Raw genomic sequence first — 15,181 nt, 5'->3', positions numbered from 1 at the left:
TGGTCCCTATTGCAGCCTCGCGCCGCAATCAACCGTTCCGGTGGTGCATTGCAACGAATATCAGCTGCCGGGGCGCATGTTGGAATTGGCGCGGACGATTGTCACTCGGGCATGTCCGCCTTAGGATGGCGCTATGACATCTCCCAACACTCCGGATCTCGGTTCCACCTCCGTCAAGTGGCGCTGGCCCAGCGTTCACCCAGAAGGCCGCAAGTTCGTATTGATCGCTGCGGTTATCACACTGATTTTCGCGCTCGTGGCCTGGGAGACACTTGCCTGGCCGATGGCTGGGATTACGGTTTGGGTTGCAGCCTTCTTCCGCGATCCAATCCGCACCGCGCCCTTGGGAGACGGGCTGGTCATCGCGCCAGCAGACGGACTGATCACGATGATCGTTACCGTCCCGCCGCCCAAGGAAATGGCCGGTGAAGACGGGCTGGGCGATGGCCCGATGACCCGCGTTTCGATTTTCATGAGCGTGTTCGACGTCCACATCAATCGCGCGCCGATTGCCGGCACGATCAAGCGCATCGCCTATATTGCGGGAAAATTCCTCAACGCCGATCTCGACAAGGCCAGCGAGGAAAATGAACGGCAGCATATATTGGTGGAAGCGACCGATGGCACACGCATCGGTTTCACCCAGATCGCAGGGTTGGTAGCGCGCCGAATCGTGCCGTTCGTAACGGTCGGAGAGACGGTCGGCCTCGGCCAGCGGGTTGGCCTGATTCGCTTCGGCAGTCGGGTCGATGTTTTCCTGCCTGCCGGTACGGGCCATCGCGTAACCGTCGGCCAGCGCACGATCGCTGGCGAAACGGTCATCGCGAAGCTTGGCGAGGGCGAACGGACGGTTGGTACGGCGCAATGATGCGACCGCGCCGCGAGAATATAAGGCGGGGCATTCCGGCGCGTGCTGTTGCACCGAATGCCGTAACGGTACTGGCGCTCTGCTCTGGTCTTACCGGCGTTCGCTTCGCGATCGGCGGGGATTGGGAAAAGGCGTTGATCGCGATTCTCGTCGCCGGGATTCTGGACGGGCTCGACGGGCGGATCGCGCGGCTACTCAAGGGGGAGAGCCGGTTTGGCGCCGAACTCGATTCGCTGTCGGACGTGATTGCGTTCGGCGTTTCTCCCGCCATCATCATGTTCCTGTGGTCGCTCCAATACCTTCCGCGCTTCGGTTGGATTTTCGCTTTGGGCTATGCCGTCTGCGCGGCGCTACGGCTTGCCCGCTTCAACGCGACGCTCGACAAGGTCGAGTCGCCGCGCAAATCGGCCGGGTTTCTGACCGGCGTCCCGGCGCCCACCGGGGCGGGCCTGATGCTCGTGCCCGTTGCGATGTGGCTGTGGACCGATTTCACGCTGTTTCGCGAGCCGCTCTTCATTTGTGGCTGGGCGGCGATGTGCGGTTTCCTGATGATATCCGATCTGGCGACCTATAGCTGGTCGTCACTGCATATCGCGCGCGCCTGGCGCCTGCCGGCGCTGGCCTTCGTGGCGTTAGCAGGTGGTGCTCTGGTGACCGAGCCCTGGCCCACGCTGGGCCTGTTGATGCTTTTCTATCTGTCCACGATCCCGTTCAGCGTCATGTCGTACGCGCGATTCAGGCGGCGGCGCGCTGTGACAGAGCCATCTGTCCCGACAGAGGCTGCCTGACGACGCGCACGATCCGTATCGGCCTGCGCTCGCCTTCTGGGCGGATGGGCGGGGCCGGCAGCGGATCGACGCCGAGCGCGCGCATGATCAAGGGCAGATCGGCCCGGATGGTGGTGATAATGGCACCGATTGACACGACCAGCACGGTGGAAAACAGCGCGAAGGAAAGAACATGAAGCATCGTCTTCGTCCTTTATTCTGTCGTCCGTCCCCCTCGTTCCGGCCTGTCCTGACGGGAGCCAAAGCGCCTGAAACGGCTTGTTGTTCCCAATGTTCATGATTTGTTCCTGTTCGTCAAGCCTTGATTTCGCACGGCAGGTCGCATAAGAGCGCGCCCATTCCACATGTGGGGCATCCATACCGGTGCCGGGTTTCCCGGTTCCCGCCCCACAGAGGTTCAAACCGGGTAAGGAGAAAATCCTATGGCGGCTCCCACCGTCTCCATGCAGGCGTTGCTCGACGCCGGCGCACATTTCGGCCACCAGACGCACCGCTGGAATCCGAAGATGAAGCCGTATCTGTTCGGCGATCGCAACGGCGTTCACATCATTGATCTTTCGCAGACCGTGCCGCTTTTCGCGCGCGCGCTCGATTTCGTCGCGCAGACCGTCGCCCATGGCGGCAAGGTTCTGCTCGTCGGCACCAAGCGCCAGGCGCAGGAGCCGATCGCTGAGGCTGCCCGCCGTTCGGGCCAGCATTATGTCAACCATCGCTGGCTGGGCGGCATGCTCACCAACTGGAAGACGATCTCGGGCTCGATCAAGCGCTTCAAGCAGCTCGAAGAGCAGCTTTCGGGCGACACGCACGGCCTCACCAAGAAGGAGGTGCTGCAGCTCACCCGTGAGCGCGACAAGTTCGAATTGTCGCTGGGCGGCATTCGCGACATGGGCGGCATTCCGGACGTGATGTTCGTGATCGACGCCAACAAGGAAGAGCTGGCGATCAAGGAAGCCAATACGCTCGGTATTCCGGTCGTCGCGATCCTCGATTCGAACGTCAGCCCGGACGGTATCGCTTTCCCGATTCCGGCCAATGATGACGCAGCCCGCGCAATTCGCCTTTATTGCGATGCGATCGCCGAAGCCGCCACCCGCGGCGGCAATGACAGCCGGGTCGTCCGTGGCGAAGATTTCGGCGCTGCCGTCGAGCCGCCGGTGGAAGAAGCGCTGGCCTGATCGGCCGCACAGCCGTCATCTGACGGCTTTATACACACGGAAGGGGTGGCGGAGACGTCACCCCTTGCCGCATGAATGTGAGAAAGGACAAGATATGGCGGACATCACCGCTGCTGCCGTCAAGGATCTGCGCGAGCGCTCGGGCGCCGGCATGATGGACTGCAAGAAGGCGCTCACCGAAAATGGTGGCGACATGGAAGCCGCGATCGACTGGCTGCGCACCAAGGGCCTCGCCACCGCCGCCAAGAAGTCCGGCCGCACGGCTGCCGAAGGTCTCGTCGGCGTTGCCGTTGAGGGCCTGAAGGGCGCCGCCGTCGAAGTGAATTCGGAAACCGATTTCGTCGCGAAGAACGAGCAGTTCCAGGATTTCGTCCGTACCGTTTCGGCCCTCGCTTTGTCCACGGGCAGCGAGATCGCCGAATTGGCGGCGGCCGGCTATCCGGGTGGCGGCACTGTCATCGAGAAGTTGACCTCGAACATTGCCACGATCGGCGAGAATCAGGCGCTGCGTCGTGCAAAGGTCGTAGAAGTGAGCCAGGGCGCGGTCGTGCCTTATGTCCACAACGCCGCGGCCCCGGGCCTCGGCAAGATCGGCGTGCTCGTTGCGCTTGAAGGCGATGCGCCGGCTGACGCGATGACTGCGCTCGGCAAGCAGTTGGCGATGCACATCGCGGCCGCTTTCCCGCAGGCGCTGAACGAAGCCGATCTCGATCCTGAGCTGATCGAGCGCGAGCGCGCGATCGCCACCGAGAAGGCCGCCGAATCGGGCAAGCCCGCCAACATCATCGAGAAGATGGTCGAGGGCTCGGTCGCAAAATTCCGCAAGGAGAATGCGCTGCTCAGCCAGGTGTTCGTGATCGACAACAAGACTCCGATCGCCCAGGTCGTGGCTGCTGCTGCCAAGGCGGCCGGTGGTTCGATCGTGCTGAAGGACTATGTTCGCTTCCAGCTCGGCGAAGGCATCGAGAAGGCGACGAGCGACTTCGCAGCGGAAGTCGCGGCGGCAGCGGGCACCGTCAAGGCCTGAACGCGCCAATAGCGGCCCGCTTCCCGGTTTTCCAACCGGTGAGGCGGGCCGTTTTTCATGCCCGCTTGGCAGGCACGAAAGCCGCCACTAAGGTGCCGCGCCAGCCCTCCCGACAGCAGACCAAGAGGACCGCCTCGCTTATGTCACGCCCGCGCTTCAATCGTATCCTGCTGAAGCTGTCCGGCGAAGTGCTGATGGGAAGCGGACAATTCGGCATCGATCCCGACACGGTGGCCCGCGTTGCCAAGGAAATTGCCGGCGTCGCCAAAGAGCATGAGCTATGCCTCGTCGTGGGCGGCGGCAATATTTTCCGGGGGCTGGCGGCCGCGGCCAAAGGCTTTGATCGCACGAGCGCCGATTATATGGGCATGCTCGCGACCGTCATGAACGCGCTTGCCGTCCAGAATGCGCTCGAACAGATCGGTGTCGATACGCGCGTGCAGTCGGCCATCCCGATGAACACGGTGTGCGAGCCCTTCATCCGTCGCCGCGCCGAGCGCCACATGGAAAAGAAGCGGATCGTCATCTTCGCGGCGGGCACCGGCAATCCCTATTTCACCACCGACAGTGCCGCGGCGCTGCGGGCGGCCGAGATGGGCTGCGATGCCCTGTTCAAGGGCACGTCGGTCGACGGTGTTTACGATGCCGATCCGAAAAAGGTTCCGACCGCCACGCGTTATGACAGCGTAACCTTCAACCGGGTGCTGTCTGATGACCTGAAGGTGATGGACGCGAGCGCGATCGCGTTGTGCCGCGACAATGATATTCCGATCGTCGTTTTCAACATTCGCGAGGAGGGCAATCTGGCTCGGGTGCTCGCGGGTGAAGGCATCGCCACGGTCGTGCAAAATTGAGGAGAAAACGATAATGGCCGCATTCAACAAGTCCGATCTCGAGCGCCGCATGGCTGGCGCGGTCGAATCGCTCAAGAGCGATCTCGTCGGATTGCGGACGGGCCGTGCATCGGTCAATCTGCTCGATCCGGTGACGGTTGAGGTATATGGTGCGCATATGCCGCTGAACCAGATCGCGACCGTGACCGCGCCCGAGCCCCGCATGCTCTCGGTGCAGGTGTGGGACCGTTCCAACGTCGGCCCTGCCGACAAGGCGATCCGATCGGCGGGGCTCGGCCTCAATCCGATCATGGATGGTCAGACGTTGCGCCTGCCGATCCCCGATCTGACCGAGGAGCGCCGCAAGGAGCTCGCCAAGCTGGCCAGCCAATATGCCGAAAAGGCGCGCGTTGCAGTTCGCAACGTCCGCCGTGATGGTATGGACTCGCTGAAGGTCGACGAAAAGAAGGGCGAGATCAGCGAGGATGAGCGGAAGCGTCGCGAAACCGAGGTTCAGAAGTTGACGGACGCCACTATCGCCGAAATCGATTCGGCAGCCACGGCGAAGGAAAAGGAAATCCTGAACAAGTGACGGGCCTTTCGGCCAGCTCTGCCGCTAATGCCGTGGATAGCACGGGGGTAGGGCCACGCCATGTGGCGATCATCATGGATGGCAATGGCCGTTGGGCCAAAAGGCGCTTTCTGCCCCGGGTTGCCGGACATCGGGCCGGCGCCGAGGCCGTTCGCAAAACCGTGCGGGCTGCAGCCGACATGGGGCTGCAGGTTCTGACGCTTTATGCTTTTTCGTCGGAGAATTGGCGGCGGACGCCCGGCGAGGTATCCGATCTGATGGGTCTGTTGCGGCATTATCTGCGCAACGAGATCGAAGATTTGCATCGTAATGGAGTTCGGCTGACATCCATTGGTGATATCAATGGCTTGGATCAGGATCTTGTGGTGCTGATTGAGGAAGGTATTCGCAAGACTGCCGGCAATAGCCGCCTCAATTTCGTGCTGGCGCTCAATTATGGTTCGCAGGATGAGATGGTGCGCGCGGTTCGGGATATCGCTCGCGCCGTCGCAGACGGGCGCCTCGCGCCGGATGAGATCGATGTCGACGCGATCGAATCGCGGCTCGATACCAACGGCCTGCCACCGCTCGATCTGCTAATCCGGACATCGGGCGAGAAGCGCCTTTCGAATTTCCTCCTCTGGCAGGCGGCTTATGCCGAATTGCTGTTCGTCGACACATTATGGCCGGATTTCGACGGCGAGAAGCTGGCTGCCGCGATCGCCGACTTTGGCGCGCGGGAACGCCGCTTCGGCGGTCGCTGACCCGAAAATGGCCGCCAACTCCGAACTGCGCACGCGCGTCATTTCGGGCGTGATCATGGCAATTGTCGCGCTCGGCGCATTGGCGCTGGGCGGCCTCGCCTTCTGGGCGCTGATATCGTTGCTCGCTTTGGCGATGATGTTCGAGTGGGCGAGCATGATGAAGGCGGCGCGCTGGAAACTGGTGTTGGCCTTGCTGCTGGTCGCGGCGATGCAGGCTTATGCCTTGCTGTTCGTCGACCATGGCTATTTTGCGAGCTGGCAAAGGCTGCTTGCCGTTCAGGCGGTCGATCTGGCCGGCACATGTGCGATCCTGCTGGCGGTGGTCACCTTCAGCGCACGTTTGGGTGGGGGGCTGCTGTACGTGGTGCTCCCTGCATTGTCTTTGATCTATCTGCGGCAGCAGGATCAGGGGCTGTGGCTCGCGCTTTGGACGCTTGTGATCGTCTGGGCGACCGATATCGGCGCCTATTTTGCCGGGCGGGCGATCGGCGGACCAAAGCTCGCGCCCCGGCTAAGCCCCAACAAGACTTGGGCGGGGCTGATCGGTGGCATGATCGCGGCCCAGCTGATCGGCGGTGCACTGGGATGGATGGTTCAGCTGCCGCACATCTTCTGGCTGCTAGGTGCGCCGCTTGCGGTAGCGGCGCAGGGCGGCGATCTTTTCGAAAGCTGGCTGAAACGGCGATCCGGGGTCAAGGACAGCGGCAAATTGCTGCCCGGACATGGTGGCGCGCTGGATCGACTGGACGGGGTGGTACCTGTCGCCATATTGGTGGCGGCAGGGGTGGCGACGGGAATGCTTTATGCACCAGCGTAAGATCAGCATATTGGGGGCAACCGGATCGATCGGTACATCGACGCTCGATCTGGTCGAGCGCAATCCGCAGGAATTCCGTGTCGAGGCGCTGACGGCGCAACGCGATGTCAAAGGGCTTGCGGCCGCAGCCCGAAGAACCGGTGCGGCTTTCGCGGCCATTGGCGACGAGGCCCTCTATGGCAAGCTTCGCGACGCGTTGGCCGGAACCTCCACGCAGGTTGGCGCGGGGCAGGGGGCGATCATGGAGGCCGCCGGCCGCCCTGCCGACTGGACGATGGCGGCGATTGTCGGCATCGCCGGGCTGAAGCCCGTGATGGCGGCGCTCGAAACCGGCGGCGTGGTGGCCTTTGCGAACAAGGAATCGCTCGTCTCTGCCGGCGATTTGATGACAGACGCTGCGCGCCGGTACGCCGCGACGATCCTGCCGGTCGATTCGGAGCATAATGCGATCTTTCAGTGCTTCGACGCCGCTGCGCCCGAGCGGATCCGCAAAGTCACACTGACCGCCAGCGGCGGTCCGTTTCGCGACTGGTCGCTCGAGGCGATGCGCAGCGTCACGCCGGCGCAGGCAGTGAAGCATCCGAACTGGTCCATGGGCGCGAAAATTTCGGTCGATTCGGCAACGTTGATGAACAAAGGGCTCGAATTGATCGAGGCCTTTCACCTGTTCCCGCTTCGGGCCGACCAGTTCGACGCGATCGTCCACCCGCAATCGGTGGTACACGCGCTCGTCGAATATATTGACGGATCTGTAATTGCCCAGCTCGGCACACCCGATATGCGCACGCCGATCGCGCACTGCCTGGCTTGGCCGGCGCGGATGCCCACGCCGTGCAAGCCGCTGGATCTGGCGGCCCTCAGCCGGCTCGAGTTTCAGGCGCCCGATCTTGAACGTTTTCCGGCGCTGGCGCTGGCGCATGAAGCGCTTGCGGCAGGCGGTGCACGGCCGGCCGTGCTCAACGCCGCGAATGAAGTAGCGGTGGCGGCCTTCCTCGAAGGGCGGATCGGTTTCCTCGATATCGCGGCCACGGTGCGCAAGGCTCTCGATCGGTGCGATCCGGCGCGCCCCGCATGTCTTGACGACGTCTTCGCGATCGATGCCGAAGCCCGCGCGACGGCGAAAGCGGTGATTGAGCTTGAGACTGTATGATAGATCAACCCGGTATCCTATTTACTATTCTTGCTTTTCTGTTGGTCATAGGGCCGCTGATCTTTCTCCATGAGCTGGGGCATTACGCGGTCGGGCGCATGTGCGGCGTCAAGGCCGATGCTTTTTCGATCGGTTTCGGGCGGGAAATTATCGGCTATACCGACGTTCGGGGCACCCGCTGGAAACTTGGGTGGTTACCGATGGGCGGCTATGTAAAATTCGCTGGCGACATGAATCCGGCCAGCCAGCCCACCGCCGAATGGTTGGCGCTACCCGCGCATGAGCGGGCGCGGACATTCCCGGCAAAGGCTTTGTGGCAGCGCTTCCTGATTGTGCTCGCCGGGCCAATCACCAATTTCATTGTCGCAATCCTGATCTTCATGGCCTTCTTCGCGGCTTATGGGCAACCGCGCACGCCGCCAATCGTGGCGGGGTTAGTCGAAAAGTCGGCCGCCGTTGCGGCGGGGCTCCACATCGGTGATCGGATTACCGCAGTCGCCGGCCGGCCTGTCGAGACCTTCGACGAATTGGCCGACATCGTTCGTTTTCGCCCCGATGAATCCTTGCGTATCGATTATCTGCGCGCAGGCCGGCCGGAGAACCTGACGCTGACAACGCACGCGGATGTCGAGCGCGATCGGTTCGGCAACGAATTCCGGAAAGGCGCGATCGGCATCATATCGGGCGAACAGATCATCGCGCCGGTTCCGCTGATCGATCTGCCGGCGGCTGCCACGAAGCAGACGATCGGGATCGTCCGCACGATGATCGATACACTGGGGCAGATTATCAGCGGGCGCCGTTCTGTGAAAGAACTTGGCGGGCCGCTGAAGATCGCGCAAGTCTCTGGGCAACAAGCAACTCTCGGCTGGAAAAACGCCGTGCTGTTGATGGCGCTCATTTCGATTAATCTGGGATTCATCAACCTGTTGCCAATCCCCATGCTCGATGGGGGGCATCTTGCTTTCTACTTGTTCGAGGGCGTTGCCCGAAGGCCAGTGCCGGAAAGGGCGATCGAATGGGCATTCCGGTCCGGTTTGGCGGTATTATTGTCTTTCATGATATTCGTAACGCTTAACGATCTTCTCTCCTTCCATGCGTGGGAGCGGCTTGCCGGGTTGATCGGTTGAGCATGATCGGGCAGTGCATGCGCACGGCGGTACCGTTTCCGCGATCTGGAGACGGCGTCGGCATTTTTAGAGAAGGCGGGGACGCGTGACGGCGACGACGACGAATTTTCATCAGGCGCGGTTCATGCCGCTGCTTCTCGTCGGAACGATGCTGGGCGGAATTGCCCAGCCGGTCCTTGCCCAGGATGTTGGGGCTCCCAAGCCTGCAGCGGCCGTGCCGCCTGCCGGGGCCGTGCCATCCGCTCCGGTCGTGGCGCCCGGTTCCGGCATCATCAAGACGGTGGGTGTATCGGGCTCCCAGCGCCTCGAGTCCGATACCGTGCGATCATATGTCAAGTTGCGCGCGGGCGAACCTTATACCCGCGAACAGCTCGATCAGGCGCTGAAGGATCTCTACGCGACCGAATTGTTCGCCGACGTGCAGATTCGCGACGATGGCACCGGAAACCTTACGATCCAGGTCCGCGAAAATCCGGTGATCAACCGGATCGTGCTGGAGGGTAACAAGCGGATCAAGGCCGAGAAGATCAATCCCGAGATCAAGCTCGCCGCCCGCCAGATCTTCACACGATCGAAGGTGCGCGCCGATGTCGCGCGGATCATCGAACTGTATCGCCGCCAGGGCCGGTTCGCGGCCAGTGTCGAGCCCAAGATGGTGCTGCTCGATCAGAACCGGGTCGACATCATCTTCGAGATTCACGAAGGCGACAAATCCAAGGTCCGCAAGATCAACATCATCGGCAACACAAAGTTTTCCGATGGCCGCCTGCGCGGTGAAATGGCGACCAAGCAGACGGGCATCACCAAGATTTTTTCGTCGGGCACCAGCTACGATCCCGATCGCATGTCGTACGACCAGCAGAAGATGCGCCAGTTCTACCTGACCAACGGCTATGCCGATTTCCGTGTGGTTTCCGCGGTTGCCGAGCTGACGCCGGACAAGAAGGACTTCATCATCACCTATGTGGTGGAGGAAGGCGATCGCTACAAATTCGGCGATGTCGATCTCGAAAGCGAGATCCGCGACATCAAGGCGAAGGATTTTAAAAATCTGCTGCCGATGAAGAAGGGGCAGTGGTACAATGCGAAGATGGTGGAGGACACCGTCGACTCCATCACCAACGCGACCGGCCTGTTCGGCTTCACCCCCGATGTCCGTCCCGATTTCAATCGCGATAAGGACGCGAAGACGATGGGTGTCGTCTTCAAGATCAATCAGGCGCCGCGCGTCTATGTCGAACGCGTCGATATCAACGGCAATACCCACACCAAGGACAAGGTGATCCGCCGCGAATTCCGCCTGTCCGAAGGCGATGCGTTCAACAGCTTCAAGGTCAAGCGCTCGCGCGATCGCATCCAGTCGCTCGGCTTTTTCCAGGAGAAGTTCGAGGTCGAACAGAAACCCGGCTCGGCGCCCGATCGCGTCGTGCTGGAGGCCAATGTCGAAGAGAAGTCGACGGGTGAATTGCAGGTTTCGGCCGGCTATTCGAGCCTTGAGAAGTTCATCGTCGATCTGTCGATCAAGGAACGAAACTTCATGGGCAAGGGCCAGGAGATACGTTCGAGCGTCAGCTATTCGACTTATTCGAAGTCGGTCGAACTCGGCTTCACCGAGCCCTATCTGTTCGATCGCAACATCGCCGTTGGTTTCGATCTGTTCCGCCGCGATTACAATTCGTTCAACCTGAACAGCAATAATCAACGCAATACCACCTATCAGCAGACGACCACCGGCTTCCAGATCCGCGCCGGCGTGCCGCTGACCGAGTTCATCACGCTCGCGATGCGTTATGGGCTGAGTTACGATGACGTTTCGCTTGATAAGGCGACGTTTTACACTAGCGGTGTTTGCGATTCGGACAAAGCTGGTCGTTATCTGTGCGACGCGATCGGTAAGCGACTGACCTCATCGGTCGGCTATTCGCTGGTGTTCGATAATCTTAACAATCGACTGCGACCGACGCGCGGCCAGCGTGTCGTATTCAGCCAAGATTTTGCAGGGCTCGGCGGCGATGTCCGCTATGTCAAGACCACTTTCGACGCCGATAAATATTGGGGCCTGGGATCCGGCTTTGTCCTCTCGGCAGGGCTTGAAGGAGGATATATCAAGGGATTGGGCCAAGACATCCGTCTTACCGATCGCTTCTTCCTCGGCGAACCACAGATGCGTGGCTTCGACATTCGCGGCGTCGGGCCCCGCGTGGTCCGAACCTATCTTGATACGACGACGGGTGCCGATACATCGAGCACAACCGATGATGCTCTCGGCGGTAACGCATATTATAAGGGACGTCTCGAACTCGAACTGCCTTTGGGCAATGGCGCGCGTGAATTGGGGCTTCGGCCTTCCATCTTCATGGACGCCGGCTCGGTATTTAGCATTCGTCGGCCTGCCACGAATAGCGTTGGACTGAACCAGCAGGCCACGGACGCTAACGGCGCTTTGCTATGGCAGGACACGGACGCCAGCGGCGTGACTACTATAACATCGGCATCACAGCCGGCCACCGGATCGACGCGAGTAATTTATCCTAAGACACCGTTCCGCGAGGACTATTTCTCCAGCAGCGCCAAGCCACGCCTGTCTGTTGGTTTCGGCGTAAACTGGAATTCACCATTCGGCCCGTTCCGGATTGATATCGCCAAGGCCCTGCTCAAGCAGAAGGGCGACGACACCAAATTGTTCACGTTCAATGTAGGGACCCAATTCTGATGAAATTCTTGCTCAAGGTTGCGGCGCTTGCCGCCGGCGTTGCCGTAGCGCCGATCTTCATGGCTCAGGCTGCGGCTCCCGCCGCGGCGCCTGCCGCCGAAGCGCCGGCCGCTTCGATCGCCGTACTCGATATCGACGGCGCGGTTCTGCAGTCGGCAGCCTATAAAGCGGCCGTCGGGCAGATCCAGACAAGCTACAAGACGCAGATTGCGGCCGTGCAGGCGCGTCAGGCGGCGCTCCAGGCCGAGTTGAAGCCGCTCGCGACCGAAATCGAGGGGCTGCAGCGCACGCCCACGACGCCGCGCGCCACGCTCGAAGCCAAGGCCGGCGCTTATCAGCAGAAGGTGCAGGGTGCGCAGGCCGAGCTGCAGCGGATGGCGGCTCCTTATGAGCGCGCCGCCGCTTTTGCGCGCGAGCAGGTCGGCGACAAGCTGGAGCCCGCCGTCAAGGGTGCCATGACGGCCCGCAAGGTGAACATCGTGCTGAAGCCTGAAGCGATCAGCGCGGTCCAGGGTGGTTTCGATCTGACCCCGGACGTCATTACCCAGCTCAACGCGCTGGTGCCCAGCGTGTCGATCACGCCGCCGGCCAACTGGCAGCCGGGCCAGCCGCGCGCCGATGCCGCGGCACCTGCCGGACGCTGATCGCTTGAGCGATATGGCGGCTGAAAAGACCGTACTTGGCCCGCTGGATATCCGGCGGGTCATGGCGGCGATTCCGCATCGTTATCCGATGCTGCTCGTCGATCGGGTTCTCGAACTCGTGATCGACGAGCGGATTTCGGCGATCAAGGCGGTGACGATCAACGAGCCGTTCTTCAACGGCCATTTTCCCGGGCGCCCGATCATGCCGGGCGTATTGATCGTCGAGGCGTTGGCGCAGGCGGCGGGTGTGCTCGCGGTCGAATCGCTCGGGCTGGCCGGTAGCGGCAAGCTCGTCTATTTCATGTCGATCGACGATGTGAAGTTTCGTACACCCGTCGAGCCCGGCGTGCTGTTGCGGCTCGATGTCGCCTTTGTCCAGAAGCGCGCGAGCGTCTGCAAGTTCGAGGGCAAGGCCTATCTTGGCGACAAGCTCGCCGCGCAGGCCAATTTTACTGCGATGATCGCCGATCCGCCCAAGGATTGACGAAACCGAAGAGGTCGCGCTGGCAGTTGCGCGCGACCTCTCCAAAAGAATTCGGCCTGATCACGATGCGAACGGGCAGTACCGTGCGCGCGATGAGCGACGAGGCGAATGACGTTCGCCATAATGCCTCATGCGCGGTGATCCGCCGCGAGAGAAGTCATTGAAAATTGGTGCACCCGACACGATTCGAACGTGTGGCCTCTGCCTTCGGAGGGCAGCGCTCTATCCAGCTGAGCTACGGGTGCAGCACAGGCCGTGCGCTTAGCAAAGGCTATCCGCGGGTGCCAGTGCAAAAGCGCATGCTCGCGCAGATTGCATGCGGGACGGCCGACTAACGCGGCGCGCCGGTGATCGGCTGGAACTTGCCGAGCCCGCAGGATGCGCCGCGGGTCAGGCCAGGCCCGGTGAGGACGGTGATGATGTCAACCGAGCAAAGCTGCTGCAGCGACGTCTTGAACGCGAATCGTTCTTCGGAGCCCAGTTGGGGGCAGCTTTGCGGGAGGCGATTGCGATACACTCTGCGATTGCTGGCATAGAAATCGATCGTCTGATCGTCGCGCACACGCGAGTCCTGAACCGATTGCAGCGGCAGGCAATCGACCGGCTTGCCGACGGATTTGATCCGGGCTTCTTCCTCCGGCTTGAGCGGCCGGGCGATGGCGTCGGTTGCGATCAATGTCACCAAAGCGAGCGATGCTGCGAATATCATTCGGGATGCACGTGCCATGATAGGTTCCTCTTCCTAGCTTGCCCGCTTCTCTTTGCCACGAGGGCTCTGCGTCTTCGGTTTGAAGGCACACAGATCGGCCACCGGGCAGCGCCAGCATTCTGGCGTGCGGGCTTTGCAAATATAGCGGCCGTGCAAGATTAGCCAATGATGCGCGTGGCTCCGGAAGGGCGCCGGCGTCACCTTTTCCAGCCCGAGCTCGACGGCGAGCACATTCTTGCCCTTCGCCAATCCGGTTCGATTGGCGACCCGAAAAATATGGGTATCGACCGCTATCGTCTCCGCGCCGAAGGCCACGTTCATCACGACGTTGGCGGTCTTGCGGCCGACGCCGGGCAGCTTTTCGAGCGCATCGCGATCGGCCGGGACTTCGCCTTCATGCTCGTCAATCAGCATTTGCGATAGTGCGATGACGTTCTTCGCCTTGGTGTTGAACAGACCGATCGTCTTGATATGCTGTTTGAGGCCATCCTCCCCCAGCGCGACCATCGCCTGCGGCGTCTGCACCTCCTGGAACAGCCTTTTGGTGGCTTTATTGACCCCGATGTCGGTGGCCTGCGCCGAGAGCGCGACCGCGACGAGCAGCGTGAAGGGGTTCACATATTGCAGTTCGGTTTCGGGCGCCGGGTCGGTCTCGGCCAGTCGGCGGTAAAATTCGAAAACATCCGCCCTTTTCATTGTCTCAAAGCCCCAGCACGTCGGCCATCGTGTAGCGGCCGGCCGGGCGGCCAGCGAGCCAGAGCGCCGCCTTCACCGCGCCGCGCGCGAAGATCGATCGATTGTCGGCGCGATGGCCAAGTTCGATCCGCTCCTGGTCGGTCGCGAAGATCACCTGATGGTCGCCAGCAACCGATCCGCCGCGCAGCGAGGCATAGCCGATCGTTCCCTCCTCGCGGGGCTTGTCATTGCCATGGCCGATCCGATCGAAGCGGCTCAGCTGCTGCAGCGTTGATCCACGGCCTTCGGCGGCCGACGCGCCGAGCAGCAAGGCTGTACCCGACGGGGCATCGACCTTGTGGCGGTGATGCATCTCGACGATCTCGATGTCCCACTCGCTGCCGAGCCTTGCCGCCGCTTCGCGTACCAGATGGCACAACAGGTTGACGCCCAGCGACGTATTCGCCGCCTGAAGCACAGCGATTTCAAGCGCGGCTTCGTCGATCATCGCATGGTGTTCGGGCGTCAGGCCTGTGGTGCCGATCACGATCGGCCTGGCGGCGGCACGGGCGGCGGCAAGGTGGCCGGAGAGCGTCGTCGGTACGGAGAAATCGACGAGCACGTCGCAGCCCGTCGCCAACGCCATGGCGTCGGCATACGGCCCACAAACGGCGCCTTTGCTGTTTATGCCTCCGGCGACTTCAATGCCATCGGCCGCGGCGACATCGGTGATGGCAATGCCCATGCGGCCGCTCGCACCCAGAATCCCGATCGTCGTCATATACTCATTCCATAGCTGCCAGCGCGCTCCATGGGGGAGCGGGCAGGGGCAT

The 15,181-nt window shown here is 61.7% G+C and carries 17 protein-coding genes and 1 tRNA gene; 13 read left to right on the top strand and 5 right to left on the bottom strand.

The window, feature by feature from the left end; all coding sequences use genetic code 11:
• Window positions 1-133 precede the first annotated feature (133 nt).
• A complete protein-coding gene (locus BLS13_RS06860; protein ID WP_093450868.1) occupies window positions 134-868 on the top strand; it encodes a phosphatidylserine decarboxylase in 735 nt (244 codons plus the stop codon).
• Complete coding sequence (locus BLS13_RS06855) at window positions 868-1,656, top strand: CDP-alcohol phosphatidyltransferase family protein (protein WP_093451029.1); 789 nt, start codon at window positions 868-870, stop codon at window positions 1,654-1,656. Before BLS13_RS06860 ends, BLS13_RS06855 begins: the two co-directional genes overlap by 1 nt.
• Here BLS13_RS06855 and BLS13_RS06850 read toward each other — a convergent pair.
• On the bottom strand, window positions 1,604-1,837 hold the full coding sequence (locus tag BLS13_RS06850) for a hypothetical protein (RefSeq protein ID WP_093450866.1): 234 nt from the start codon (window positions 1,835-1,837) through the stop codon (window positions 1,604-1,606). The genes BLS13_RS06855 and BLS13_RS06850 overlap by 53 nt on opposite strands.
• Before the next feature lie 241 nt (window positions 1,838-2,078).
• Between BLS13_RS06850 and rpsB the strand changes: the two genes are divergently transcribed.
• From rpsB to fabZ, 11 genes are all read left to right on the top strand, one after another.
• On the top strand, window positions 2,079-2,831 hold the full coding sequence (gene rpsB / locus BLS13_RS06845) for a 30S ribosomal protein S2 (protein WP_093450865.1): 753 nt from the start codon (window positions 2,079-2,081) through the stop codon (window positions 2,829-2,831).
• 94 nt (window positions 2,832-2,925) lie between these two features.
• A complete protein-coding gene (tsf, locus tag BLS13_RS06840) occupies window positions 2,926-3,858 on the top strand; it encodes a translation elongation factor Ts (protein WP_093450863.1) in 933 nt (310 codons plus the stop codon).
• 140 nt (window positions 3,859-3,998) lie between these two features.
• Window positions 3,999-4,712 carry a UMP kinase gene (gene pyrH / locus BLS13_RS06835; RefSeq protein WP_093450862.1) on the top strand — a complete coding sequence of 238 codons (714 nt, stop codon included), beginning with the start codon at window positions 3,999-4,001 and terminating at the stop codon, window positions 4,710-4,712.
• Window positions 4,713-4,725: 13 nt separating this feature from the next.
• Entirely contained in the window at window positions 4,726-5,283 is a 558-nt protein-coding gene (gene frr / locus BLS13_RS06830) for a ribosome recycling factor (RefSeq protein ID WP_093450860.1), read from the top strand.
• Window positions 5,280-6,026: an isoprenyl transferase gene (locus BLS13_RS06825; protein WP_093450859.1), complete on the top strand. Its 747-nt coding sequence runs from the start codon at window positions 5,280-5,282 to the stop codon at window positions 6,024-6,026. The genes frr and BLS13_RS06825 overlap by 4 nt, the downstream gene beginning before the upstream one ends.
• 7 nt (window positions 6,027-6,033) lie before the next feature.
• On the top strand, window positions 6,034-6,843 hold the full coding sequence (locus tag BLS13_RS06820) for a phosphatidate cytidylyltransferase (protein WP_093451028.1): 810 nt from the start codon (window positions 6,034-6,036) through the stop codon (window positions 6,841-6,843).
• Entirely contained in the window at window positions 6,830-7,993 is a 1,164-nt protein-coding gene (locus BLS13_RS06815) for a 1-deoxy-D-xylulose-5-phosphate reductoisomerase (RefSeq protein WP_093450858.1), read from the top strand. The genes BLS13_RS06820 and BLS13_RS06815 overlap by 14 nt, the downstream gene beginning before the upstream one ends.
• The gene (locus BLS13_RS06810; protein ID WP_093450857.1) at window positions 7,990-9,123 is read left to right on the top strand and encodes a M50 family metallopeptidase; all 1,134 of its coding nucleotides are present in this window, start codon (window positions 7,990-7,992) and stop codon (window positions 9,121-9,123) included. Before BLS13_RS06815 ends, BLS13_RS06810 begins: the two co-directional genes overlap by 4 nt.
• A gap of 124 nt (window positions 9,124-9,247) precedes the next feature.
• Entirely contained in the window at window positions 9,248-11,836 is a 2,589-nt protein-coding gene (gene bamA, locus BLS13_RS06805; RefSeq protein WP_093451026.1) for an outer membrane protein assembly factor BamA, read from the top strand.
• A complete protein-coding gene (locus BLS13_RS06800) occupies window positions 11,836-12,480 on the top strand; it encodes an OmpH family outer membrane protein (protein WP_093450856.1) in 645 nt (214 codons plus the stop codon). Before bamA ends, BLS13_RS06800 begins: the two co-directional genes overlap by 1 nt.
• Window positions 12,481-12,493: 13 nt before the next feature.
• Complete coding sequence (gene fabZ, locus BLS13_RS06795) at window positions 12,494-12,964, top strand: 3-hydroxyacyl-ACP dehydratase FabZ (protein WP_037527681.1); 471 nt, start codon at window positions 12,494-12,496, stop codon at window positions 12,962-12,964.
• A 168-nt stretch (window positions 12,965-13,132) separates the two neighbouring features.
• On the opposite strand, the gene BLS13_RS06790 is transcribed toward fabZ, so the two are convergent.
• The 4 genes from BLS13_RS06790 to dapB form a co-directional block, all read right to left on the bottom strand.
• A tRNA-Arg gene (locus BLS13_RS06790) sits at window positions 13,133-13,209 on the bottom strand.
• Window positions 13,210-13,295: 86 nt separating this feature from the next.
• Complete coding sequence (locus BLS13_RS06785; RefSeq protein ID WP_256325744.1) at window positions 13,296-13,691, bottom strand: hypothetical protein; 396 nt, start codon at window positions 13,689-13,691, stop codon at window positions 13,296-13,298.
• A 15-nt stretch (window positions 13,692-13,706) separates the two neighbouring features.
• Window positions 13,707-14,369: an endonuclease III gene (gene nth, locus BLS13_RS06780; protein ID WP_093450853.1), complete on the bottom strand. Its 663-nt coding sequence runs from the start codon at window positions 14,367-14,369 to the stop codon at window positions 13,707-13,709.
• A 4-nt stretch (window positions 14,370-14,373) separates the two neighbouring features.
• Complete coding sequence (gene dapB / locus BLS13_RS06775; protein WP_093450852.1) at window positions 14,374-15,129, bottom strand: 4-hydroxy-tetrahydrodipicolinate reductase; 756 nt, start codon at window positions 15,127-15,129, stop codon at window positions 14,374-14,376.
• Between the last annotated feature and the right edge of the window lie 52 nt (window positions 15,130-15,181).

Origin of the sequence: Sphingomonas sp. YR710 (assembly GCF_900101455.1) — a bacterium.
In the GTDB taxonomy this organism is placed as follows: domain Bacteria; phylum Pseudomonadota; class Alphaproteobacteria; order Sphingomonadales; family Sphingomonadaceae; genus Rhizorhabdus.
Note: the sequence above shows the minus strand (reverse complement) of the source record. Positions and strands in the feature narration are given on the sequence as shown.